This is a genomic window from Corynebacterium uterequi, assembly GCF_001021065.1.
GTDB lineage: Bacteria > Actinomycetota > Actinomycetes > Mycobacteriales > Mycobacteriaceae > Corynebacterium > Corynebacterium uterequi.
In genome coordinates, this window is the sequence record NZ_CP011546.1 from 724,254 (window position 1) to 749,002 (window position 24,749).

Sequence of the window (24,749 nt, forward strand, 5' to 3'; positions counted from 1 at the left end):
AACTAGGTTCGACGTCCGTCCTTCGTGCGCGGTTCCGGGGTCGACGCGAGCACTGCGCGTTCATGTTCGAGCAGCCACAGTTTTGCCGCCGGGCCACCGCGATATCCGCCGGCGCTGCCGTCGGCGCGGATCACGCGGTGGCAGGGAAGAAACAGCGGCACGGGGTTCGTCGCGCACGCGGAGCCGGCTGCCCGGACAGCCCGAGGATTGCCGGCAGCTGCGGCGAGCTCGCCATAGTTCCATGTTTCTGCAAAACCGATACGGCCTAGTGTCTGTTGGGCACGCCACCTAAAGCTCGAGCCGGCACCAGCCAGCGGGACCATAAAGCGCCGACGCACCCCGGCGAAGTACTCCCGCAGCTGGCGGCGGGCCTCGGCGAGCAGCTCGTCGTCCGGGGACGCCACCGCCGTGGCGAAGGCCTCGGGTGGGCGTTCGACGGCGAGGAACGCCACGTAGGCGAGCCCGGGGCCGTCGGCGATGAGCCTGAGGACGCCGATAGGGGAGTCTTCGTCCACGAAGCGCGCGCTCATAACGCCCACCCTACGCGGCCCGAGAAGGCGGAACTGGTGGGGTAGTCTTAGCGCCATGGATAGACCGGCAGTGAGGGATGCGGCGTTGCTGATCGTGCGCGTGGTCATAGGGGTGGTGTTCGTTGCACACGGCTATGACAAGTTCTTCCTCACCGGTCTGACGGAAACGACGGGGCAATTCTCGGCGTGGGGCGTGCCGCAACCGGGGATCTCGGCGATCGTTGCCGGCCTCTCGGAAATGATCGGCGGGGCGCTGCTGGTGGTGGGCCTGCTGTCTACCGTGGTGGCCGGCGCTTTGGCGTTAATGATGGTGGCGGCGGTGTACTTCGTCCACCTCGACGCGGGGTTCTTCGTCGCCCAGGGCGGCGGCGAGTATGCCGCGGTGCTGATGGTGACGCTGCTGGTCATCGTCGTGTTCGGTGCCGGCCGGGCGAGCCTTGACAGGGTTTTGGCGAGTGCTTAGCCACGACGAGATCCAGTCGGCCATCTCCGCCCGCCTCGACGGTGAACCCGCCGGCCTCGACGACGCCGTCATTGACGCACACGTGCAAGCCTGCCCGGAATGCAGCGCCTTTCAGACTCGGGCCGCGCACTTATCGGCGGCGTTGATGTACGTTGAATCGCCGCACGACGGGATGAGCCCGCCGCCCGACCTGGCGGACACCATTCTTGCCGGCGTGGACCCGCAGTGGCGCCGCGGGATGGCGAGCCGGCGGGCCTGGCTGGCCACCGCCCGCGTGGTGCTCGTGGTGCTGGCAGTGCTGTACGCGGTGTGGGCGGTGCGCACCGTGGGGGCCACGGACGGGGTCGCGCCCGTCGGTGCGGATGGGCTCACTCTCGATCCGCAGGCCCACCCGGAGACCGTCCGCGCACTCATAGAAACGGCGGGGTTGCGTTTCTCCCTGGCGGTGGGGTTGGCGATGTGTGCGTGGCGGCCTCAGCTCATTGCCGGGTTCATCGTGATTCCGGCAACCTTGGCGGCGTTCCTCGTTGGCTTTACCGCCCGCGACGTTGTCCTCGGCTGGTTCGCGCCGGGGCAGCTTCTGAGCTTGGTGGTGCTGGTGGTGACGGTCTTCACGCTGGTCGCGGCGTGGGTGGCGGACCAGGGGCTGGTGGTCAGCCAAGCATGGCGGGCGCTGCGATCGGACCCGTTGTAGATCCGAGTTGGTCTCTTTCGACCTCCCCCGAGCTGGTCTTTAAGACCAGCTCGGTAGCCACATAAGCTGCCAGTAGTACCAGTCGGGGACGAGGATGCCGTAGAACAGCGGCAACCAATAGAAGAAGGCCGCCACCACGGACGCGACGTAGACGATGGCGAGGAATGTTCCCGTCGTGAGGACATGACCGGCCAGGTGGCGCGTCCAGGCTCGCGGACGGCCGTGGCCGATGGCGTCCCCGGTGGCCAGGGCCAGCAGCACGATGGTGAACGGGGCCAGCGGCATGGCGTAGAAGAAGTACATCTGGCGGTCGAACGCCGCCAGCCAGGGGAGAAAACCGGCGGCGAAGGCAACGAGGGGGATGACGTAGCGTCGATCCCCCCGCAGCAGGCGCCATGTTGCGAAGCAGAGCACGGGCACGGTGAGCCACCAGATCGGCGGGGTGCCGAAGAGGTAGATCGCGGAGCGGCAGGTGGTGTCGGCGCAGGCGATGTCGGAGGCGGAGGAGTAGAGCACCGGCCGGGTGGCGGCCAGCCATGACCAGGGTTTGGAGTCCCAGGGGTGGGAATTACCCGAGGAGGAGGTCAGGCTGCTGTGAAACTCGAGGACCTGAGCGTGGTAGTAGAACCAGCCGGCGAGGGCGTCCGGTAGATGGTGCAGCCACGAGTTGGCGTCGATGGAGCCGTCGGCGGCGGCGTGGCGGTACACCGAGGTTTCGCTGGCGAACCAGGCGCGGAAGGACCAGGCGTAGAGCAAGATGGGCACGATGACCAGCGAGGCGAAAGCGGGGATGGCGTCGAGCAGCAGTGCGCCGGACGTGGGGCGGCGGACTCCGTAGCGGCGACGCAGCGCCGCGTCGAGGGCGACGGAGAGCAGCCCGAAGAACGCCATGTAGTACAGACCCGACCATTTCACGGACACCGCGAGTCCGAGCATGACGCCGGCGGTGAAGCGCCACCAGCGGACGCCGGCCCGGTAGCCGAGGCCGCAGGTGGCGAGGTACCCGGCGGTGTAGGAGGCATGGATGCGGTGGCGTAGCTGTTCGTGGTCGATGGCGAGGGCCAGCGCTGCGGCGGTGATGAAGAAGACCTGGAAAATGTCGAGCATTCCGAACTTGGCGCCGACGAGCAGGACGCCGTCGCACACCGCCAACAGCCCGGCGATAAAGCCGACCAGCCAGGAGTGGCTGAGCCGGCGGGCAAGTTCCATGACCAGTAGGACCACGCCAACGCCGAAGAGCGCGGTCATGACACGCCAACCGGCGGGCGTGTAGCCGAAGACCATCTCGCCTACAGCCAACAGCTGCTTGCCCAGCGGTGGGTGGACCACCAGCCCGAAGCCGGGGTTGGATTCGATGCCGCCCACGAGGGGGTTGGCGTTGCTGCGTACCATGTCCCAGGCCTGGGGAACGTAGTGTTTTTCGTCGAAGACTGGCGTTCCCTGGGACGTGGGCAAGGTTAGTCCCGATACCCGGCTGATGAGGGCGAGGAGGGCGATCAGTGCGGTCGACCATGCGTCGGCGCGCGTGTACAGGTAGCGACGCGGCGCCGGCGGGCACGCTGGCGCATTGGGGTGCGCGTGGCGCGGGGAAGTGGTCGGGCTGTACACGCTAGGAGAGTCTAGTGTGCCATGCTTTACGGCATGGATACCTGTGCGCGACGAGAGCCCGAGGACCTGCCCCGCGGGGTGATTGTGGCGGCGACGCCGTTGGGCAACATTGGCGACGCGTCGCCGCGGCTGGTTGCCGCGTTGGCCTCGGCGGATGTCATCGCCGCGGAGGATACTCGGCGCACGCGGGCGTTGGCCAGTGCGCTGGGGGTGCAGCTGCGGGCTGAGGTGATCTCGAATTTCGATCACAATGAGCAGTCGCGTGTGGAGCGGCTGCTCGACGCTGCCCGGCACGGCAGTGTCCTGGTGGTGACGGATGCGGGGATGCCGTTGGTGTCCGACCCTGGGCTGTCGCTCGTTAACGCCGCGCACGACGCCGGGGTCGCGGTGACGTGCCTGCCTGGGCCCTCGGCTGTGCCGACGGCCCTGGCGCTGTCGGGGCTCAACGTCGGACATTTCCTTTTTGACGGTTTCGCGCCCCGGAAGGCGGGAGCCCGCCGCAGTTGGTTGGAGTCGCTGATTGGGCAGCCGCGGGCGGTGTGTTTCTTTGAATCGCCGCATCGGTTGGCGGAGACGTTGGCCGCGGCCGCGGAGGTTCTGGGTGATCGACGCGCGGCGGTGTGCCGGGAGTTGACCAAGACGTACGAGGAGGTTCGCCGCGGCAGCCTCGCCGAGCTGGCTGAGTGGGCTGCTGACGGGGTGCGCGGGGAGATCACCGTGGTCATCGAGGGGGCAACGGGCGAGGAAGCAGCGGAGGCCCCGGAGGATCTGGTGGGCGACGTCGAGGAACTCGTCGATCAGGGGATGCGCTTGAAGGACGCGTGCCGGCAGGTGGCGCAGGGGCGTGGGGTGAGCCATAAGCAGTTGTACGAGGCGGTACTTCAAGCGCGGCGTGACCGGTAGGAGGCATTGACAGCATAACGTTATGTTGTCGTGACCTTTGGGGGCTATCCGGGTGCTGCCGGTTGAAACTATGGTCACGAAAAGGTAACGGCGGCTATTTATTGGTGAATACTGACTGAGCTAGAGCTTAAGATAACTTGAGTTGATGGCGTTGGTTGGGACAATGAGCCATATGTCTGCACACGAAACGCCACATCGTCAACCAGATCAGCCAGCGGCACCCGACGCCGCTGGCGAAGACTACCGCTCCGTGCGCGAGGAATTAGACTCCGCGAGCGCAACCAGCCAGCTCGCCGCAATGCTCACCGACGAGAACCTCCTCGCCGGCACCGACGCTGGCCAAGACGCCGACGGCGAGAAGGAACTGCCGGAGCACTCCTACTCGGTCGACTGGTCCGTCGTCGGCCCGGCTGCCGTGCTAGTTGCCGCCGTCGTCATCTGGGGCCTCGCCGCCGCAGAGAGCTTCTCCGCCGCGGCCACCGCCGCGTTCACCTGGGTCCTGGACAGCCTCGGCTGGGCCTTCGTCCTCTTCGGCACGGTGTTCGTCATTTTCGTGTTGTGCGTCGCCTTTAGCCGCTTCGGCTCCATCAAGCTCGGCGCCCAGGACGAAGAACCCGAATTCCGCACCACCTCCTGGGTGGCCATGATGTTCGCCGCGGGCATGGGCATTGGCCTGATGTTCTACGGCGCCTCCGAGCCGCTGTCCTTCTATCGCGACGGCGTACCCGGACACGAACCGAACGAGGTCGGCACCGCGATGGCCACCGCAATGTTCCACTGGACGCTGCACCCGTGGGCCATCTACGCCATCGTCGGACTGGCCATCGGCTATTCCACGTTCCGCGTCGGGCGTCGGCAGCTGATTTCCTCCTCCTTCGTGCCGCTGATCGGGGAGAAGGCGGCGACCGGCGTGCTCGGCAAGCTCATCGACATTCTGTCTATCTTCGCCACCGTTTTCGGCACCGCCTGCTCCCTGGGGTTGGGCGCACTGCAGATCCGCGCCGGCCTGGTCGCTTCGGGCTTCGTCGATAACCCGTCGAACACGACCATCCTCGTCGTCGTGCTCATCCTCACCCTGGCGTTCGTCCTCTCCGCACTGTCCGGCGTGGGCAAGGGCATCCAGTACCTGTCCAACACCAACATGGTGCTGGCCGCCCTTCTCGCCGTGTTCGTCTTCGCCTTTGGCCCCACGATCACCCAGCTCAACCTCATCCCCGGCGCCGTCGGCACCTACCTCTCTCAGTTCTTTGAGATGGCCGGTCGCACCGCCGAAAGCGCCGACGGCAATGCCGCGGAGTGGATCTCCGGCTGGACCATCTTCTACTGGGCCTGGTGGATCTCCTGGTCGCCCTTCGTCGGCATGTTCCTCGCCCGCATTTCCCGAGGACGCACGGTCCGTGAGTTCTGCCTTGGCGTCATGATTGTCCCGAGTGCGCTGTCGACCGTGTGGTTCGCTATCTTCGGTGGCACCGCCATCAGCATGGAGCAAAACGGCACCTCCATCGTCTCTGACTTGGGTACCGAGGCCCAGCTGTTCAACCTCCTGCACAACTTGCCACTGGGCACGATCATGGGCGTGGTCGCCGTCGTCCTGCTCGGTACGTTCTTCATCACATCGGCGGACTCGGCCTCCACCGTCATGGGGTCGATGTCCCAGCGCGGCAAGTCCGACGCCGCCGGCTGGCTGTCCGCCACGTGGGGCGTGCTGGCGGCGCTGGTGGGTTTGACGCTGCTGCTCGGCGGCGGCGATGACGCCCTCAACGCGGTTCAAAACGTCACCATCGTTGCCGCGACGCCCTTCCTGCTCATCGTCGTCTGCCTCATGGTTGCCATCCTTAAGGACTTGCGCAACGACGTCATCTACCTCGATCACCGAGAGCACCAACGTTTCCAACGCCAGCTGGCCATCGAGCGCCGCAAGTACCGGGAGAAGGCGTACCTGGAGGCGCAGAAGCAACGTCGACGCGCGATGCTGCACCGCAAGCCCTCCCGCGAGCGTTAAGGCGCCACCGCCTTTTCAACCCTCGCTACGGAACCCGTCGACGCCCGGTCTCGCCCTGCTACTCAAGTGGGTGCGCGACCGGGCGACCCCGTAGAATGACCGGCATGACTGTGCCTGACACCTCCACCCCCGTACTCGTTTTTGCGGCGTGGCCCTACGCCAACGGCCCGCGCCACATCGGCCACGTGGCCGGCTTCGCGGTCCCGGCGGACGTTTTCGCCCGCTACCAGCGCATGAGCGGTGCGAAGGTCCTCATGGTGTCGGGTACGGACGAGCACGGCACCCCGCTGCTGGTTCAGGCGGACAAGGAAGGGGTGTCCGTCAAGGAGATGGCGGATCGGTACAACCGGCAGATCGTCGAGGACCTCACCGGCTTGGGGCTGTCCTACGACCTGTTCACCCGCACCACGACGCGCAACCACTACGCCGTGGTCCAGGAACTCTTTAAGGGTCTCTACGACAACGGTTACATGATCCGGCAGACCACCCTCGGCGCTATCTCGCCGTCGACGGGGCGAACCCTGCCGGACCGCTACATCGAGGGAACGTGCCCCATCTGCGGGGCCACCGACGCCCGCGGCGACCAGTGCGACACCTGCGGCAACCAGCTCGACCCGGCGGATCTCATCGACCCGCGCTCCAAGATCAACGGGGAAACCCCGAAGTTCATCGAGACGGAGCACTTCCTGCTCGACCTGCCGTCCATCGCTTCCAGCCTGGGCGAGTGGCTTAAGACCCGCACGGACTGGCGCCCCAACGTGCTGAAATTCGCCCTCAACCTGCTCGATGACCTGCGCCCGCGCGCCATGACCCGCGACATCGACTGGGGTATCCCGGTTCCGGTAGAGGGCTGGCAGGACAATAACGCCAAGAAGCTCTACGTGTGGTTTGACGCGGTGATCGGCTACCTCTCTGCCTCTATTGAGTGGGCGCACCGCATCGGCGACGAGGACGCCTGGAAGAACTGGTGGCACAATCCTCAGGCCCCGGCCTACTACTTCATGGGCAAGGACAACATCACCTTCCACGCGCAGATCTGGCCCGCCGAGTTGCTGGGTTACATGGGCAAGGGCGACAAGGGTGGGACGCTGCACAAGTACGGCGAACTCAACCTGCCCACCGAGGTGGTCTCCTCCGAGTTCCTCATGATGAGCGGGTCCAAGTTCTCCTCCTCCAAGGGCGTGGTCATCTACGTCAAGGACTTCCTCGCCGAGTTCGGCCCCGACGCGCTGCGCTACTTCATCGCCGTCGCCGGCCCGGAGAACACGGACACGGACTTCACGTGGGAAGAGTTCGTGCGACGGGTCAACAACGAACTCGCTAACGGCTGGGGAAACCTGGTCAACCGCACCGTGTCCATGGCGTACAAGAACTTCCAGGCGGTACCGACCCCTGGGGAACTCAGCGAGGACGACGTCCGGCTGCTGGACCAGGCGGCCGCCGCGTTCGACGAGGTGGGCGCGTCGCTGGCCAAGGCGAAGTTCAAAAACGGCATCACCGCCGTCATGCAGTTGGTTGGCGAGGCGAATGCCTACATCGCCGCGCAGGAGCCGTGGAAGCTGGCAAAGCTCGACGGCGCCACGGAGCCAGGGTCCCGGCTGGCCACCGTGCTGTGGACCGCGCTGCAGGTGGTCAGCGACTGCAACGTCATGCTCACCCCGTACCTTCCGCACCTCGCGCAGCGGGTGCACGAGACTCTGGGGCGCGACGGCGTCTGGGCGGCCCTGCCGGAGATCCGGGACGTCGTCGACGATTCCCCCGAGCAGCCGGTGGGCGTCGGCGTGCCCGAACAGGGGCAGAGTTACCCGGTCATCACGGGCGACTACGCCTCGCAGGCGGCCACGTGGGCCCGCGTCGACGTCGTGCCTGGAACCACATTGAGCAAGCCGAAGCCGCTGGTGGCCAAGCTGGACCCGGAGCTTGCTGAGACCGGCCCCGAGTGGGCCCCCGTGCACAAGTAACAGCCCGTCGGGGCGGTTAAGGTGTACAGACATGTCGAAGAAGAAGCCCCGCCCCACCCCTGTTCCGGCCCGGACCATCCCTGGCCTCATCGACGCGCATACCCACCTTGCCTCCGCAGGGGCGACGACCGCCGAGGACGTCGCCGCCATGATGGAGCGAGCCGACGCCGCTGGCGTGCGGTGGGTGTGCACGGTAGGCGACGGCTTAGCCGAAGCCCGGCAGGCGCTCGACGCCGCCCGCGGCCATGAGCGTGTTTTCGCCGCGTGTGCGATTCATCCCACCCGCGCCGCAGAGCTGACGGAAGCAGCCCGGGCTGAACTGACCGACATGGCGGCGGATCCCCGCTGCGTGGCGATTGGGGAGACCGGCATCGATACCTACTGGCTGACCCACGCTCCGGACAGCACCGCGCCCCTGGATGTGCAGGAAGAGGCGCTGCGCTGGCACATCGACCTCGCATGTTCGAGTGGTAAGGCGCTGATGATCCACAACCGGGAGGGAGACGAGGAGCTGCTGCGCATACTCGACGACGCCCCGCGCCCTCGAGAGGTCATCCTGCACTGTTTTTCCTCGCCGCTTAACGTCGCGCGAGAGGCGCTGGATCGGGGATACGTGTTGAGCTTTGCGGGCAACGTGACGTTTAAACGCAACGACGAGCTGCGGGCCGCGGCAGCCCTGGCGCCGGTGGGGCAGTGGCTCATTGAGACCGACGCGCCCTACATGACCCCGGAGCCGTTCCGGGGCGCGCGCAACGAACCGTCGCTCATCGGGCATACGGCGGAAGTGGTGGCGCAGGCCCGCGGGATGGCCGTCGAGGAGCTGGCTACGGAGGTCACGGCGACATTCGCGCGGGTGTATCAGGTCGGCTAGACCTGGGCCGCAAACTCGGCCGAGGGGGTAAGATCAGACCTTTTCTATGAGGGTTTGCGTTGCTTTTCGGAAGTGAGTGAAGTCTAAGCTGAGCCGTGGCTGAGGTTGACCTGAATCCAAGCCCATAAACTGTTGTAGGAAAGTTATAATACCCCCAAAATAAGGGGGGGGGGACTGTCTTTGGCTGAAATCAACCTTTCGGTGGATGTCCATTGGTAGCGGGCGTAGAGTCCGCGTTGTCCCACCGTCTAGCAGTCATAGGATTTTCGCATGGGTAAGCACCTCAAGCCCTCCCGCTTCTCTCGCAACGCCGCTCTCTTGGCTATCAATGGCCTCAACACCACGATCCTCTCCCGCCGATCCCTGGCCCTCACCACCGCCACCGCACTCGCGGCCACGGGAACCCTCCAGCTCATCGGCCCAGTGGGGATAGTGGGCACAGCGTCCGCAGCGATATCCCCAGACGCCAACCCGGCTGAACCACTTAGAGGGGAGCTGGGAGAGACTGCGTCCATGGACAACTGGAACCGACCAGATTCGATGTCACTGAAGTATCATGCCGAATATGGAACGACCTACCTCCAGACGAGGCAAAAAAGTTCAAACAAGGTGAAGAACCAAATGCCTCCTGGTACTCGTTATTTCCTGGCCAGCGGTGCCCGGTTTTCGTCTCCTGTAGGTTTGGTCAACACTGAGGGGAACTACTATGGTCTGAACTGGGAGCAGAATAAGAATGATGTCTGGATCGGTTGGTTTGGTGGCGCGAACGGAAATCTAGCAGGTGGTGCGCCCAGGGTTTCTGAATCGACCGGCGAAGTCGGGCCGATCACGAGGGGGCCCATCGTTGTTGATGGGAGCACCCGCAATGTTCCGATTGTCGTTCTCTTCACCGATGGGTCCTGGAATGTAAGCATCGCTAGATTCTATGCAGGAGATGAAGAGTCGGACCCCAATAACGGTGGTGTGGACGACCATATTGCGAATGTCGTCAGCGATCCCGAACCGGAAAAGCCCAAGGATACCGCGGACGACCATATCCAGGACCTAATCGTTCTCGAGGGTAAACCGATCAATGTATCGAACCTGCCAGACGGCTCTACGTTGGCAGGTCTTCCTCCTTCGTGGCTATCAATAACTGAAGGATCTTTGCAGGGGACTCCGGAGCTTGATGACTGGGGTGATGTTCTACCTCGTGAGCTGGAAAGAAAATTCGAAGTTACTGTCGAGTCCCCTAATGGGAATGGGACCGTCAACAGGGATTCAGTCAAGATTACCGTCCAGCGGGACACGGACCGAGACGGTATACCTGATAAAACCGATCCAGACATCGATGGCGACAAGGCATCAAACGACGACGAGGATGCTGCCAATACCAGCCCGTATGACAAGGCTGACGTGCCTCCCGCCCCGACGCTCAACAGTGTTGAGGTAGGCGACGAGGTCATCACAGGCTCAGGAATTCCCGGCACCAATGTGTCCGTTGATATTCCTGGCAGGGGTGTAGTCTCTGTACCTATCGGGGATGGAGGGGAGTGGTCTACTCCTGTTGCGCCGGATCGTCCGCTGCAGCTCGGTGATGTAATTACGGTCAGCGTACCCTATCGGGATCCTGTTAAGGAAACGGTTGGGCCGAATGATGATCCGACGGCGGTGCCTTCGGCGGTGACGGAGATTCATCAGCCGAATGCTGGTGATCAGGTGGTTACTGGTCGTGGTGAGCCGAATACTCCGATTACGGTGGTTGTTCCGGGTCAGGATCCCAAGCAGGTGATTGTTGGGGAGAATGGTTTCTGGACGGTGCCGGTGGAGTCGGCGGATGGTCTGCCTGGTGAGGGTGAGATCGTGGTGTCGCAGATGGGTGCGGATGGTCCGGTGGAGACTCGTAAGGAGATTCTGCCGAATGATGATCCGACGGCGGTGCCTTCGGCGGTGACGGAGATTCATCAGCCGAATGCTGGTGATCAGGTGGTTACTGGTCGTGGTGAGCCGAATACTCCGATTACGGTGGTTGTTCCGGGTCAGGATCCCAAGCAGGTGATTGTTGGGGAGAATGGTTTCTGGACGGTGCCGGTGGAGTCGGCGGATGGTCTGCCTGGTGAGGGTGAGATCGTGGTGTCGCAGATGGGTGCGGATGGTCCGGTGGAGACTCGTAAGGAGATTCTGCCGAATGATGATCCGACGGCGGTGCCTTCGGCGGTGACGGAGATTCATCAGCCGAATGCTGGTGATCAGGTGGTTACTGGTCGTGGTGAGCCGAATACTCCGATTACGGTGGTTGTTCCGGGTCAGGATCCCAAGCAGGTGATTGTTGGGGAGAATGGTTTCTGGACGGTGCCGGTGGAGTCGGCGGATGGTCTGCCTGGTGAGGGTGAGATCGTGGTGTCGCAGATGGGTGCGGATGGTCCGGTGGAGACTCGTAAGGAGATTCTGCCGAATGATGATCCGACGGCGGTGCCTTCGGCGGTGACGGAGATTCATCAGCCGAATGCTGGTGATCAGGTGGTTACTGGTCGTGGTGAGCCGAATACTCCGATTACGGTGGTTGTTCCGGGTCAGGATCCCAAGCAGGTGATTGTTGGGGAGAATGGTTTCTGGACGGTGCCGGTGGAGTCGGCGGATGGTCTGCCTGGTGAGGGTGAGATCGTGGTGTCGCAGATGGGTGCGGATGGTCCGGTGGAGACTCGTAAGGAGATTCTGCCGAATGATGATCCGACGGCGGTGCCTTCGGCGGTGACGGAGATTCATCAGCCGAATGCTGGTGATCAGGTGGTTACTGGTCGTGGTGAGCCGAATACTCCGATTACGGTGGTTGTTCCGGGTCAGGATCCCAAGCAGGTGATTGTTGGGGAGAATGGTTTCTGGACGGTGCCGGTGGAGTCGGCGGATGGTCTGCCTGGTGAGGGTGAGATCGTGGTGTCGCAGATGGGTGCGGATGGTCCGGTGGAGACTCGTAAGGAGATTCTGCCGAATGATGATCCGACGGCGGTGCCTTCGGCGGTGACGGAGATTCATCAGCCGAATGCTGGTGATCAGGTGGTTACTGGTCGTGGTGAGCCGAATACTCCGATTACGGTGGTTGTTCCGGGTCAGGATCCCAAGCAGGTGATTGTTGGGGAGAATGGTTTCTGGACGGTGCCGGTGGAGTCGGCGGATGGTCTGCCTGGTGAGGGTGAGATCGTGGTGTCGCAGATGGGTGCGGATGGTCCGGTGGAGACTCGTAAGGAGATTCTGCCGAATGATGATCCGACGGCGGTGCCTTCGGCGGTGACGGAGATTCATCAGCCGAATGCTGGTGATCAGGTGGTTACTGGTCGTGGTGAGCCGAATACTCCGATTACGGTGGTTGTTCCGGGTCAGGATCCCAAGCAGGTGATTGTTGGGGAGAATGGTTTCTGGACGGTGCCGGTGGAGTCGGCGGATGGTCTGCCTGGTGAGGGTGAGATCGTGGTGTCGCAGATGGGTGCGGATGGTCCGGTGGAGACTCGTAAGGAGATTCTGCCGAATGATGATCCGACGGCGGTGCCTTCGGCGGTGACGGAGATTCATCAGCCGAATGCTGGTGATCAGGTGGTTACTGGTCGTGGTGAGCCGAATACTCCGATTACGGTGGTTGTTCCGGGTCAGGATCCCAAGCAGGTGATTGTTGGGGAGAATGGTTTCTGGACGGTGCCGGTGGAGTCGGCGGATGGTCTGCCTGGTGAGGGTGAGATCGTGGTGTCGCAGATGGGTGCGGATGGTCCGGTGGAGACTCGTAAGGAGATTCTGCCGAATGATGATCCGACGGCGGTGCCTTCGGCGGTGACGGAGATTCATCAGCCGAATGCTGGTGATCAGGTGGTTACTGGTCGTGGTGAGCCGAATACTCCGATTACGGTGGTTGTTCCGGGTCAGGATCCCAAGCAGGTGATTGTTGGGGAGAATGGTTTCTGGACGGTGCCGGTGGAGTCGGCGGATGGTCTGCCTGGTGAGGGTGAGATCGTGGTGTCGCAGATGGGTGCGGATGGTCCGGTGGAGACTCGTAAGGAGATTCTGCCGAATGATGATCCGACGGCGGTGCCTGCAGCACTAACCACAGTTGACCCGGTGGACGATAGTGACGAGTTCATCACTGGTAAGGGTGAGCCTGGTGTTGAGTTGACGGTGGGCTTCCCGAATGGTGAGTCGGCGACTGTGGTGGTTGCTGATAATGGGACGTGGACGTTGCCGGTGCCGGAGGGGGCGTTGATTCCGGGTGAGTCGGTGACGGTGGAGAGTCCGTTCCGTGATCCGGTCAGCATGACAGTCATCCCGAATACAGCTCTCACTGGAGAACTCCCCGATGGGTTCGAGGCCGATGACATCCCGGACCCAGCGGCCACCGAAGATGCCAAGTACGAAGACTTCTTCGAAACCGGTGGTGAGGTCATTGAGTCCACGGATGAGTCTCTCGGTGGGGTGACGCACACTGATGCTGAGTTCGGTGATTTCGATCCGTTGGCTGGTGAGACTGTCACTGGTGGTGAGGTCATTGAGTCCACGGATGAGTCTCTCGGTGGGGTGACGCACACTGATGCTGAGTTCGGTGATTTCGATCCGTTGGCTGGTGAGACTGTCACTGGTGGTGAGGTCATTGAGTCCACGGATGAGTCCCTCGGTGGGGTGACGCACACCGATGCTGAGTTCGGTGATTTCGATCCGTTGGCTGGTGAGACTGGCACTGGTGGTGAGGTCATTGAGTCCACGGATGAGTCCCTCGGTGGGGTGACGCACACCGATGCTGAGTTCGGTGATTTCGATCCGTTGGCTGGTGAGACTGTCACTGGTGGTGAGGTCATTGAGTCCACGGATGAGTCCCTCGGTGGGGTGACGCACACCGATGCTGAGTTCGGTGACTTTGACCCGCTTGCTGGTGAGACTGAGTCTGGCGGTCTGGTGGAGACTGGTCCGTTGCCTGATGGTTTCATTGGCGAGGATCTTCCTGATCCGACGGCTTCGGACGAGGCCGAGTTCGGTGACTTCGTCGAAGACGGCGGCACCGTCGAAACCGGCCCGCTGCCCGACGGATTCGGTGCCGAGCCGAATGACTACCCGAATAACACCGTGGACCTCACCCCGGATGAGCAGGGTGCGTCGTGGGTTGGTGATGAGCCGAACAGTGTTGAGGCCAAGTATCCGGATCTCAACCCGGAGCCGGCTCCTAAGCCCGAGCCCAAGCCTGAGCCGAAGCCTGAGCCGAAGCCGGTGGCGGATGAGCAGGGTGCGTCGTGGGTTGGTGATGAGCCGAACAGTGTTGAGGCCAAGTATCCGGATCTCAACCCGGAGCCGGCCCCGAAGCCCGAACCCAAGCCTGAGCCCAAGCCCGAGCCGAAGCCCGAGCCGGTTGAGGATCCTATCTTCTCTGGGCTGCTGAGTTCCGGGCTGTTCAGTGGGGATACCCTGGCGACCATTGTCGCTGCTATTGGTAACCTCCTCGGCGGTGGTTCAGGTTCGGGTAGCTCGTCGCTTGCCGGTGATGATGCCGATCACACCGCTGGTGTGATCCCGGGTGGTTCGTCTGATGGCGAGCAGGGTGCACCGTCTGCTGGTGGTTCCTCGTTACCGGGGTTGACTCTGCCGGCGTGGGGTTCTAGCTTGCCGGTTGTCCCTGCACCTGCACCTGCCCCGGCTGGTGGGAGCTCTTCTGCTGAGCAGTCCAGTGCCCCGGCGCAGGGTTCCAGCGTGCCGGTGGGGTCGTCTGACGCGGGGAATGCCTCGTCCGCTGCTGTGGTTCCGGCTGTGGGTAGCTCGGTGGGTGTGGGGTCGTTGCTGGCCTTGTTGGCTCAGCCGATTCTGCTCGGCACCCAGGCGATCCAGGGTGTGTTCGGTGTGATCTGTGGGTTCTTCGCCCAGTTTGTTGGTGGTTCCGGTAGCACTACCGGGTCTGGCAGCGAGGAGGGTGGTGTGGTTTTCGGTAGCTCCGCGTGGGGCTTCCTCGGCCGCTTCTAAGCGTTAGCCGGCCTCGCTGCAAAGCTTGCTAGGCCGGCTAACATCCGCCCGTCCTGATCAATAATCGGTTCGGGCGGACTCTTCTTCTGCAAAGGTCTGCTGTGAGATACGCACGGTGATGCGCCACGCCGCCTTCCGCGGCTAGACCTGAGCCCGCCTTCGCCGTCGGCACTGTCGCTCGCGCGGGAATCGAAACCTCACAGTGTGTCCACTGGGGTTGTTGTGACGGGTGTGACTGGGGGGCTATGCAATGATGCTGGTCAATAAAAAACACTTGTCAGCCAGCGGTTGTTACCTTAATGTGATGGCATATCTGTGATGGATTCGCGAGCACGAAAGAAGAGAATCACCTGCCATGGCTAACACGAAGACCCACATCGGCCAGAAGCTGCCCCTCAAGCGCATGGCGGCCGGCAGCGTGGTCGGTGCCCTAGCCGTGGGTGGTGCCGTGGTCACCGTCGCCTACAAGGACGTCACGATTGACTACGACGGTGAATCGATCCAGCTGTCCACCCTGGCTGGTGACGTCGCCGGCGCCCTAGAGCGCGCACAGGTGGATGTCGAGCCCGGCGACGTCGTCTCCCCGGCCCCCGGCACGCCGCTGACCAGTGGTACTCACATCACGATTAACACGCTCAAGCCGGTCGCCCTCGTCATCGACGGCCGCGAGACCCCCGTCGAATCCACCGCTCAGACGGTGGGTGCTCTGTTGGCCGAAAACCCCGCGCTCACTCGCGGTGCCCACGTAGCCGAGGACGTCAACCAGCCGTTGACCGATGGGATGAAGGTCACCGTCACCACTCCGAAGATCGTCGCCATTGACGACGCCGGTTCGGTGACGTTTACCCAGGTGGCAGTGTCCACCGTGAAGGACGCCCTCGCTGCACAAGGGATCACGTTGGGTAAACATGATCGGGTGTCCCCCGCCCTGAACTCGCCGGTGACGGACAACCTGGACATCACGATCGATCGCGTGACCATCGAGGAAACGACGGAGAAGGTGACCGTCGAGTCCCCGGTGGAGTACGTTGACGATCCCGAGGCCGAGGCCGGCACCGAGAGCGTCGTTTCTCAGGGTAAGGACGGCGAGACTGAGGTGCGCACGCGAGTGACCACCGTCAACGGCGTGGAGGAGTCTTCGGAGGTCGTCGAGGAGAAGGTCATCACCAAGCCCACGGTGACTACCATCGCCCGGGGCACGAAGCCGTCGGTGTCCTTGTCCGCTCCTTCCATCGGTAGCGGGTCCGTGTGGGATTCCATCGCTCAGTGCGAGTCCGGCGGTAACTGGGGCATCGACACCGGTAACGGTTACTCCGGCGGCCTGCAATTCGCCCCGTCGACGTGGCTGGGCTACGGCGGTGGGCAGTACGCGCCGACGGCGGCCCAGGCGTCGCGTGAGCAGCAGATCGACATCGCACAGCGCGTGCAGGCCGCCCAGGGCTGGGGTGCGTGGCCGGCCTGCACCGCGAAGCTGGGGATCCGTTAGCTCGTCCGTATAGTTGAGGGCTATGGCAGCCCCGATACACCCGCCCGCCTCGGGCGACAGCCGCGCCTCAGCCCTCCTCGGCCCGGCGGAGATCCGCGAACTCGCCGCCGAGCTGTCCGTGGTGCCGACGAAGAAGCTGGGACAGAACTTCGTCCACGACCCGAACACGGTGCGGCGTATCGTCGCCGCGGCGGATATTTCGGCTGAGGATCACGTCGTCGAGATCGGCCCTGGTCTCGGGTCGCTGACCCTGGCGTTGCTGGATACCGCCGGCCGGGTCACCGCTGTAGAAATCGACGAGCGCCTCGCCGCGCGGCTACCGCGCACCGCCGCCGAACGCGCCCCGCGCTGCGCCGACCGGCTGACCGTGGTCACCGCGAACGCCCTGGAGGTGGGCGCGGCGGATGTGGACCGCCCCACCGCCTTGGTGGCTAACCTGCCGTACAACGTGTCCGTGCCGGTGCTCCTGCACTTCCTTGAGACATTTCCCAGCATCACCCGGGTGCTGGTCATGGTCCAGTCCGAGGTGGCCGATCGCCTGGCCGCCGCGCCCGGCTCCCGCACCTACGGGGTGCCTAGTGTCAAAGCGTCCTTCTACGGCGAGGTTCGCCGCGCCGGCGCCATCGGTAAGCACGTGTTCTGGCCGGAGCCGAACATCGAGTCCGGCCTGGTGCGCATCGACCGCTACCCGGAGGCTCCGTGGTCGGTAGAGGCTCGCGAGCGGGTATTCCCGCTCGTCGACGCCGCGTTTGCCCAGCGACGCAAGACGCTTCGGGCCGCCCTCGGCGGGTACTTCGGGTCCCCGGCTGCCGCTGAAGAAGCGCTCGTCGCGGCCGGGATTGACCCGAAACTCCGCGGTGAAAAGCTCTCCGTTGCCGACTTTGTCCGGCTGGCCGGAGTGGAGGCCACGCGATGAGCCTCGACACGGTGGTGGCGGCCAGCGCCCACGGGAAAGTGAACCTGCACCTGGGAGTGGGCGCGCTGCGCGAGGACGGCTACCACGACTTGGTGACGGTGTTCCAGTCGCTCGACGTCGCGGACACGGTCACGCTGAGTCCAACGGGCGCGGTCGCCAGCACGGACGCGCCGGTAGCGGAGATGACGGTGTCCCAGAGCGTCGTCGGCGAGGTGCCGACGGATGAGACAAATTTGGCGTGGCGCGCAGTAGCCGGCGTGGGGTGGCTTTATCGTCGCCGCCACGGCGAACGTCGTCTGCCAGCCGTGCGCATTGATATTGATAAGCACATTCCCATCGCCGGCGGGATGGCCGGGGGCTCCGCCGACGCGGCGGCCGCCCTCGTCGCGGCTGATGCCTGGTTCGCCCGCTACTACGAGACGACTACCCTCCCGGCGGAGGAGCTCGTGGAGATCGCTAAGCTGCTCGGCGCGGACGTCCCCTTCGTGTTGTCCGGGGGCACGGCGGTGGGCTCCGGACGCGGTGATGAACTGGTGCCCATGCTGTCGCGGGGGAAGTATCACTGGGCGATGATTACCTCGCGGGAGGGGCTGTCGACGCCGACGGTGTTCCGCAAGCTCGACGAGTTGCGCGCAGCCCGGCCGGAAGCGTTAGCACCACAGCTTGACCCGGCGGCGGTGGGGGAGGCGCTCATGAGCGCCGACCCGCAGTCGCTCGCGCGCGCCCTGCACAATGACCTGCAGGCGGCGGCGTTGTCGCTGCGCCCGGATCTGCGGCGGGTGCTGGAGGTCGGGATTGACGAGGGCGCGCTGGCCGGCATCGTCTCCGGATCCGGGCCGACGTGCGCGTTGCTCTGCGAAGACGCTGACACCGCCCGACAGGTGGGCGCCGAGGTGGTTACTCAGCTGCCGGGAACGAAGGCGCTGGCGGTGTCCGGGCCGGCCGGCCCGGCGCAGCTGGTGACGGACTAGGCGCGGCCGGTGGCGACGGCCATCTCCACCGGGGAGAAGTCGAGCTTGTGCTCGAGCGCGATCTCGCCGGAGGTGAGGTCGACGACGACGAGGGTGTTATTCGCCGCGTCGGTGACGTAGGCGTCGGTCCCGGCTACCTTGAGGATCGGGCCCGGCTGCTGCCACTCCTCCTTCTCCCGCCACGGCTCGATGACCTTGATCTTGTTGGTGATCTCGCCGGTCTCCTCATCGATGATGACGAGCTCGCCGTCGTAGGTCAGCACGATGGCTTCGCCCTCAGGGCCGCGCGCCAGGGAGCGGAACCAGTAGGAGGAGCCGAGCTCGACGGTGCGCAGGCTGGCGTCACGGGAGTCGATGAGCACCACCGAGGTGGGGCGCTCGAATTCCGCGTCCTTCTCGGTCTTGTTGTCGCCGAGCACGATGGGGGAGTCCTCCGAGCCGGCGAGGTTGCCGTTGCGCTGGTAGCCGGAGGCCGCAATCTTGGTGAAGGCGCCGTCGCGGTAGACCACGGGGCCGTTGGTGCAGCCGAACACGACGGCCTCGCCGTCGGCGACGGCTTCGCCGTGGACGCCCGGGCAGTTGTCGGTCTCGGCGAGGACGGTGCCGTCGGCCGCGACGTGGCGGATGGTGTGGCGTTCCTCTTCGGTGCCGACGGTGTGCAGCACGGAGCCGTCCTCGAAGGGCACGGCGACGCCGTGGTGGGCCGCGCCGGTGGACAGGGTGGTTGTCTTCGCATCCGGGTTGGCGATCTCGTCAGTGGCGACGATGGTGACATCGCCGGTGGCGTCCGAGAACAGCGCCGTCAGCCCCTCGTGGTGGACGACGTGGCCGGCCTTGGCGGCGTCGTAGGACGTGTCCTTCAGGTGCGGGGCGGACTCGTAGTAGTGGTAGTGGTCCTCGTGCTTGGCGGCTTCGTTGCCGGAGTCATAGACGCGGAACACGTCGGAGTCGGTAACCATGACGTGGCGGCCGTCGCCGGCGTGGTTGAGGCGGTAGAAGCCGGGCTCGTCGACGGCGTCGAGGGCCTCTCCGGAGAGCGAATCGATGGTGGTAATACCGCCCTCGTGGGTGAGGACCACGCGAGGGGTGAGCGAGGACACTTCCTTCTGCTCGGCATCGTGCTCGTGGCCGTCGTGGGAGTGTCCCTCGTGGGCCTTCTCGGCGGCGGTGGTGGTGGTTTCCGAGGTGGCCTCGGTGCGGCTGTCGGGGGACGAGCAGGAGGCCAGGGCGAGGGCGCTCGCGGCCAAGACCGCGGTCATCGTGAAACGTTTCATAAGGGCAAAAGTATACGACTACCAGCTAAATGGCAAATGTTTTCAACTATTGTCCAACATTGGCGGACGGTAGCATCGATGCCTATGGCCAACCTCATCAACCTGGAAAAGGTGTCGAAAAGCTACGGGCTGAAGACTCTGCTCGACGGCGTTAGCCTCGGTGTGCAAACCGGGGACCGCATCGGCGTCGTCGGCCTCAACGGCGGCGGTAAAACCACCTTGCTCGAGGTCCTCACCGGCATCGCGCCGGCCGACTCCGGGCGGGTATCCCACGCCTCGGACCTGCGCATGGCGGTCGTCACCCAACAGGCGAAGCTCGACGACTCCCACACCATCGGCCAGGTGGTGGTGGAGCCCCTAGGACTGGACACCTATGAGTGGGCCTCTAACGCCCGCGTCCGCGACGTCCTCGGCGGCCTGGGCGTGGCCGAGCTGGGCCTAGGCACCGCGGTGGGGGAGCTGTCCGGCGGGGAACGACGCCGCGTCAACCTCGCCGCAGCGCTCGTTCAGGACCTCGACCTCATCGTCCTCGACGAGCCGACGAACCACCTCGACGTGGAAGGCGTCCAATGGCTCGCGGAACACCTGCTCAGCCGCAAGCTGGCACTCATCGTCGTTACCCACGACCGCTGGTTCCTCGACACAGTGGCAACCAAAACCTGGGAGGTCCACGACGGCCGGGTCGACTTCTACGAGGGTGGCTATAACGACTGGACCTTCGCCCGCGCTGAGCGGGCTCGCCAGGCCGACGCCATGGAACAACGGCGCCGCAACCTGGCCCGCAAGGAGCTTGCCTGGCTGCGCCGCGGCGCCCCGGCCCGCACGTCGAAGCCGCGCTATCGCATCGAAGCCGCCGAGGCCCTCATCGCCGATGTCCCCGCCCCCCGCAACAGCGTCGAGTTGCTCGCCTTCTCGCGGCAGCGGCAGGGCAAGGTAGTCGTAGAGCTCGAAGACGCCCGCATCGAGACCGTCGACGGCCGCTGCCTCGTCGATAACCTCACCTGGAGGCTCGCGCCCGGCGAACGCATCGGCCTGGTGGGCGTGAACGGTTCCGGCAAAACGACGCTGCTGCGCGCTATTGCCGGCGCCCACGCGCTCACCGCCGGCACGCGCATCGAGGGTCAAACCGTGCGCCTCGGTTGGCTGCGCCAGGAACTCGATGACCTGGACCCGGACCGGCGCCTCCTGGACGCCGTGGAGGACGTCGCCAGCTACGTTCAGCTGGGCAAGAAGGAGCTCACCGCCTCCCAGCTCGCCGAACGCCTCGGGTTTTCTGCGAAGCGGCAGCGGGATTTCATCCGGGATCTCTCCGGCGGTGAGCGGCGCCGTCTCCAACTGACGAGGGTGCTCATGGCTGAGCCGAACCTGCTGCTGCTCGACGAGCCAACCAACGACCTGGACATCGATACCCTCCAGGAATTGGAATCCTTGCTCGACTCCTGGCCGGGGACGCTCATCGTCATCTCTCACGACCGCTACCTCATCGAACGCATCGCGGACAACGTCTACGCGCTCTTCGGAGACGGCAAGCTCACCCACCTGCCGGCGGGAATTGATGAGTATCTCGCACGCCGCGCCGCGGCCGCCGACGCCGCCTCCGGGCCCATCAACCTCGGTGAAACGAAGCATGCTACGGCGTCGACGCCGGCCGCCGACGGGCAGCCCCGGCTGAGTTCGCAGCAGGAGCGGGAACTGAAGAAGAAGCTCAACGCCGTCGAAAGGAAGATGGCCAAGACGGCCGAGCGCATCGCAACCTTCGAACAGGAGCTAGCCGAGCTGTCCATGAACCCGGATCCGGACATGGGCAAGCTAGCCGACGCTGACCGGGAGCTGCGGGCCGCCCAGGCCGAGCACGAGGAGCTAGAGATGCAGTGGCTGGAGATCGGCGAGCAGCTGGAAGGCTAGGCGCCGGCTCCGCCGAGGAGCATGAGCGTGAGCTGCACGCGGGTCTTCACGCCGAAGCGCTTGAGCAGTGAAGACACGTGCCGCTTCACGGTGGACTCCGAAAAGTGGGTCACTTCCGCGATCTGTGCGTTGGACTTTCCTTCGCACACGAGGCGGAGGACTTCCTCCTCGCGTTCGTTTAGCATGACGCCGTTGATCTTGATCGGCGGCGACGACCGCCGCATAACGGGGCGCTTCGCACCCCGGGCGTTGTGGGCCAGGGTGGCGTCGACGAGCCGGCTGACGCAGTCCGGGGACAAGGCGGTGCCGCCATACATGGCGTCTCGAACCGCGTCGATGATCTCCTTAGGCCGGGAGCTTTTGAGAATATAGCCGGCGCCACCGAGGGCGAGGACTTCGAGCATGGTGGTGTCCGTGTCGAATCCGGTGATCGCGACGAACACCGGAGACTCCTCGGTGCGGCGGATGATCTTGAGTAGCTCGATACCGTTGATATCGGGCATGCGGATGTCTGAGAGAACCAGGTCCACGGAGATCCGGTTGAGCAGATCGATGGCTTCGCGGCCATTACGCGCTTCGGCGACGACCTTGAGATCATCCGTGGTTTCGAAGTAAATCTTGAACGCGCGGATGATCGCAGGGTCGTCGTCGACCAGCAGGATTCGAGTTATCTCGGACACGAGGTAAAGGGTACTACTAGAAGCACCACGCGAGCATCGGGTAGGCCTTGCAGGTGTAGCGGAAGCCGGGCTCGCGGTTGGTGATGTCGGTCAGGCCGACGAAGAGCTGGGACAGGACAACGAGGCTGGTGAGGACTGCGGTGATCTTCATAGGTGGGATGGTATAGCATCACCCAAGAGTTCGCTAGGTGAAAACCTAGAAAAGCATGAGACCTCTGCCACAATTCCTGAGAAAACTCTCAGCAAGGCGCGACGGCGATGAGGGTCCAGCGGTCGTTTTCGCTGGTAGTCGTTATGCTGCCGCGGATGGACTGCATGTGTGCCTGCATGGACCGCAATCCGATGCCGGAGGATCCCAGGTGAGAGACATCCTTGTGACCGACCTCGTTGACCACCGTCAGGATGATCTTCTCTGAATCTTCGGGTTGCTCCACGGTGAGGATGACGGGGGACTTGGGCTGCGCGTACTTGATGATATTGACCACCGCCTCGTGCATCACCTGTCCGAGGGCCCCGGCCTGGACGGCGCTGAGCTGGGTTTTTTCCAACTGGTAGTGGGATCGCACCCGGAATTTGTGGCGAGACAGCAGCCGTACCTGGTTCTGAAACTGCTTCTCGAAGGTGGGACCGGGTTTGTCCCCGGTCAGGCCCGAGGGCGTGTTCAAGGAGGCCAGAAGCGTGCGTGTCTGGGTGATGGCGTTGCGGCCGAGGTCGGCCAGGGTGTCGAGGTCGTCGGCCAGCTCTGGATCCTTCGCGCCCCGGGTCAACGACAGTGCCTCCGCCTGAACGACGAGCGAGGTCAGGGTTGCCGCCACCGAGTCGTGCAAGGACTTAGCCAGCTCCTCCTGCCGGCGTTTTTGTTCCTCTCGCGCGCGTTCCCGAGACTTGACCGTCTTACGGATCCAGATACCCAGCAACAACGCGCCGAGGGTGAGAAGCAGCCAGATGATGGTCGCCTCGGGCTCGAGGGCGATGTCACCATCCTCCGGGTCGTAGATGCCGGCGAATCCGATGAACACCGCGAAGCCCAGCGCCCACCAATAGTTGCAGCGCGCAGCGACGATGGTGAGCAGGAAGGCGCCGTAGAAAATGCCCAAACCATAGCGGTTGCCTACCAACCACATGAGGATGAAGATGGCCGCAGTACTCAGCAGTGCGGCGCGGGGGTTCTGTAGGCCCCAGATCATGCACACCCCCAGCGCGGCGATGAGCAGGACGTAAAACGGTCCTGGGATCGGGGTCGACGTCAGCATTGTGAGGAAGAATAATGCCAGCGCCACCAGCGTTGCCACGACGGTGAGGTTATTTCTCAGTTTCAGCCACACACCGTCGATGCTCTCACATCGTGCCCTAGGCCTGGAACCGTGCGGTGCCTCTTAACACCGCGCGGTGGTGGCTGCCTACAGGTTGTCCACCGCGTACTGCGCCTGCTCGGGCGTGAACTGCTCGCCGTACTCGGACACCAGTTGGTCGTAGACCGCCGCCGGGGACATCGCCATGTCCTCCACGTACGTCTTCGCCTTCTCCAGGGCGTTGGCGTTCCAGTCCGTCTCCACGTTATCGACCGCGTACTGTGCCGCCTCGGCGCTGAACTGTCCGCCATATTCGCTGGTGAGCTGGTCATAGATCCCGGCGTAGGACATGTGCATGGTGTTCGCGTAGACGTCGGCCTGGCGCAGGGCGTTGCGGTGTTCCTGCGGCACGTCAGCGGAAGCCTCATCCTTGGCCGAATCGTCGGCCGCAGCGTCCCCGTCGACGAGCTGAGCGGCGCCGTCGGCGGCGGACTCCGACGAGCCTTCGGTGTCTCCGCCGCCGAAGATGGCCCCGAGGATCCCGAGGCCGAGCACGATGGCCACCAGGATGAGCGCAACCTTGGCGCAGCCGCCGCGCTTCTTCTTTTTCAGCACGTACCCCTCCGGGACGAAGCCCTCCGGCGTGGGCTGGGAGTTGGTGGGTTGTGCAGGAGTGCTCATAGGTTCTCCTTCGCGTTATGAGCGTGATCGACTAGTGAGACTCATTAAACGTGACCGGCCTGACATGAAACTCCCAGCTCGTTCGAAGGTTTCGAATATTGACCTGCCAGGCTTCGGCCGGGGTGGTCGTTAGCATGGGGGTCATGATTCTCATCAACGTGAAATTCCGCCCGCGCCCCGAGTTCATCGAGTCCTTCCCGGAGAAGGTCGCCAAGTTCACCCGCGAGACCCGCCGCGAGGCGGGAAACATCTTCTTCGACTGGTACCGCAGCGTCGACGACCCCAGCGTCTACATCCTCACCGAGGCCTTCCACGACGACGCCGCCGTCGCCCATGTGAACTCCCCGCACTTCAAGGAGGCAGAGGAACTCTTCCCGACCATCCTGCTTGAGACCCCGCAGATCATCAACACCCTCATCCCCGGCAAGACCGAGTGGGATGAGATGGCCGAGTTCCGCGTCGACTAAGAGCCGACTAAGAACTACGACATTGCCCCCATCCGGCGCGCAATTTCTTCTGGTTATAACCCGCGATCTAGGGTCGAGACC

General features: G+C 64.1%; 19 protein-coding genes. 12 read left to right on the top strand and 7 right to left on the bottom strand.

Annotated features, from left to right (window positions below; translation table 11 throughout):
• Positions 1–2: 2 nt before the first annotated feature.
• Complete coding sequence (locus tag CUTER_RS03430) at positions 3–530, bottom strand: methylated-DNA--[protein]-cysteine S-methyltransferase (protein WP_047259247.1); 528 nt, start codon at positions 528–530, stop codon at positions 3–5.
• A gap of 55 nt (positions 531–585) precedes the next feature.
• Between CUTER_RS03430 and CUTER_RS03435 the strand changes: the two genes are divergently transcribed.
• Together CUTER_RS03435 and CUTER_RS11565 are read left to right on the top strand one after the other, a co-directional pair.
• On the top strand, positions 586–993 hold the full coding sequence (locus tag CUTER_RS03435; protein ID WP_047259248.1) for a DoxX family protein: 408 nt from the start codon (positions 586–588) through the stop codon (positions 991–993).
• Positions 986–1,687, top strand: coding sequence for a zf-HC2 domain-containing protein (locus CUTER_RS11565; protein ID WP_047259249.1), 702 nt, complete (start codon positions 986–988; stop codon positions 1,685–1,687). The genes CUTER_RS03435 and CUTER_RS11565 overlap by 8 nt, the downstream gene beginning before the upstream one ends.
• Before the next feature lie 39 nt (positions 1,688–1,726).
• Here CUTER_RS11565 and CUTER_RS03445 read toward each other — a convergent pair whose 3' ends face one another.
• Positions 1,727–3,295, bottom strand: a complete 1,569-nt coding sequence (locus CUTER_RS03445) for a dolichyl-phosphate-mannose--protein mannosyltransferase (RefSeq protein ID WP_236684755.1) — start codon at positions 3,293–3,295, stop codon at positions 1,727–1,729.
• A gap of 33 nt (positions 3,296–3,328) precedes the next feature.
• On the opposite strand from CUTER_RS03445, the gene rsmI reads away from it, so the two are divergent.
• The 8 genes from rsmI to CUTER_RS03485 all read left to right on the top strand — a co-directional run bounded on the left by rsmI (position 3,329) and on the right by CUTER_RS03485 (position 18,369).
• Positions 3,329–4,198 (top strand): 16S rRNA (cytidine(1402)-2'-O)-methyltransferase, encoded by an 870-nt coding sequence (rsmI, locus tag CUTER_RS11865; RefSeq protein ID WP_047260564.1) that lies wholly within the window; start codon positions 3,329–3,331, stop codon positions 4,196–4,198.
• A 163-nt stretch (positions 4,199–4,361) separates the two neighbouring features.
• Positions 4,362–6,200 (top strand): BCCT family transporter, encoded by a 1,839-nt coding sequence (locus tag CUTER_RS03455; RefSeq protein ID WP_082121249.1) that lies wholly within the window; start codon positions 4,362–4,364, stop codon positions 6,198–6,200.
• Between the two features lie 104 nt (positions 6,201–6,304).
• A complete protein-coding gene (gene metG / locus CUTER_RS03460) occupies positions 6,305–8,161 on the top strand; it encodes a methionine--tRNA ligase (protein WP_047259250.1) in 1,857 nt (618 codons plus the stop codon).
• Positions 8,162–8,192: 31 nt separating this feature from the next.
• Complete coding sequence (locus CUTER_RS03465; protein WP_047259251.1) at positions 8,193–9,032, top strand: TatD family hydrolase; 840 nt, start codon at positions 8,193–8,195, stop codon at positions 9,030–9,032.
• 1,395 nt (positions 9,033–10,427) lie between these two features.
• Positions 10,428–14,996, top strand: a complete 4,569-nt coding sequence (locus tag CUTER_RS03470) for a hypothetical protein (protein WP_158408112.1) — start codon at positions 10,428–10,430, stop codon at positions 14,994–14,996.
• 355 nt (positions 14,997–15,351) lie between these two features.
• A complete protein-coding gene (locus tag CUTER_RS03475) occupies positions 15,352–16,482 on the top strand; it encodes a resuscitation-promoting factor (RefSeq protein ID WP_047259253.1) in 1,131 nt (376 codons plus the stop codon).
• A gap of 22 nt (positions 16,483–16,504) precedes the next feature.
• Positions 16,505–17,398, top strand: coding sequence for a 16S rRNA (adenine(1518)-N(6)/adenine(1519)-N(6))-dimethyltransferase RsmA (gene rsmA, locus CUTER_RS03480; protein WP_047259254.1), 894 nt, complete (start codon positions 16,505–16,507; stop codon positions 17,396–17,398).
• The gene (locus tag CUTER_RS03485; RefSeq protein ID WP_047259255.1) at positions 17,395–18,369 is read left to right on the top strand and encodes a 4-(cytidine 5'-diphospho)-2-C-methyl-D-erythritol kinase; all 975 of its coding nucleotides are present in this window, start codon (positions 17,395–17,397) and stop codon (positions 18,367–18,369) included. The genes rsmA and CUTER_RS03485 overlap by 4 nt, the downstream gene beginning before the upstream one ends.
• On the opposite strand, the gene CUTER_RS03490 is transcribed toward CUTER_RS03485, so the two are convergent.
• Positions 18,366–19,643 (bottom strand): hypothetical protein, encoded by a 1,278-nt coding sequence (locus tag CUTER_RS03490; protein WP_047259256.1) that lies wholly within the window; start codon positions 19,641–19,643, stop codon positions 18,366–18,368. The genes CUTER_RS03485 and CUTER_RS03490 overlap by 4 nt on opposite strands.
• Positions 19,644–19,727: 84 nt before the next feature.
• Between CUTER_RS03490 and CUTER_RS03495 the strand changes: the two genes are divergently transcribed.
• On the top strand, positions 19,728–21,548 hold the full coding sequence (locus CUTER_RS03495; protein WP_047259257.1) for an ABC-F family ATP-binding cassette domain-containing protein: 1,821 nt from the start codon (positions 19,728–19,730) through the stop codon (positions 21,546–21,548).
• Here the strand turns inward: CUTER_RS03495 and CUTER_RS03500 are convergent.
• The 4 genes from CUTER_RS03500 to CUTER_RS03510 form a co-directional block, all read right to left on the bottom strand.
• Positions 21,545–22,228 carry a response regulator gene (locus tag CUTER_RS03500; RefSeq protein ID WP_052844011.1) on the bottom strand — a complete coding sequence of 228 codons (684 nt, stop codon included), beginning with the start codon at positions 22,226–22,228 and terminating at the stop codon, positions 21,545–21,547. The genes CUTER_RS03495 and CUTER_RS03500 overlap by 4 nt on opposite strands.
• A gap of 16 nt (positions 22,229–22,244) precedes the next feature.
• Positions 22,245–22,379, bottom strand: coding sequence for a hypothetical protein (locus CUTER_RS11955; protein WP_269079419.1), 135 nt, complete (start codon positions 22,377–22,379; stop codon positions 22,245–22,247).
• 88 nt (positions 22,380–22,467) lie between these two features.
• Positions 22,468–23,553, bottom strand: a complete 1,086-nt coding sequence (locus CUTER_RS03505) for a sensor histidine kinase (RefSeq protein ID WP_144412247.1) — start codon at positions 23,551–23,553, stop codon at positions 22,468–22,470.
• Between the two features lie 75 nt (positions 23,554–23,628).
• Positions 23,629–24,201, bottom strand: a complete 573-nt coding sequence (locus CUTER_RS03510) for an Ltp family lipoprotein (protein ID WP_144412248.1) — start codon at positions 24,199–24,201, stop codon at positions 23,629–23,631.
• A gap of 143 nt (positions 24,202–24,344) precedes the next feature.
• On the opposite strand from CUTER_RS03510, the gene CUTER_RS03515 reads away from it, so the two are divergent.
• Positions 24,345–24,668 carry a putative quinol monooxygenase gene (locus CUTER_RS03515; RefSeq protein ID WP_047260568.1) on the top strand — a complete coding sequence of 108 codons (324 nt, stop codon included), beginning with the start codon at positions 24,345–24,347 and terminating at the stop codon, positions 24,666–24,668.
• The last annotated feature ends 81 nt before the right edge of the window (positions 24,669–24,749 follow it).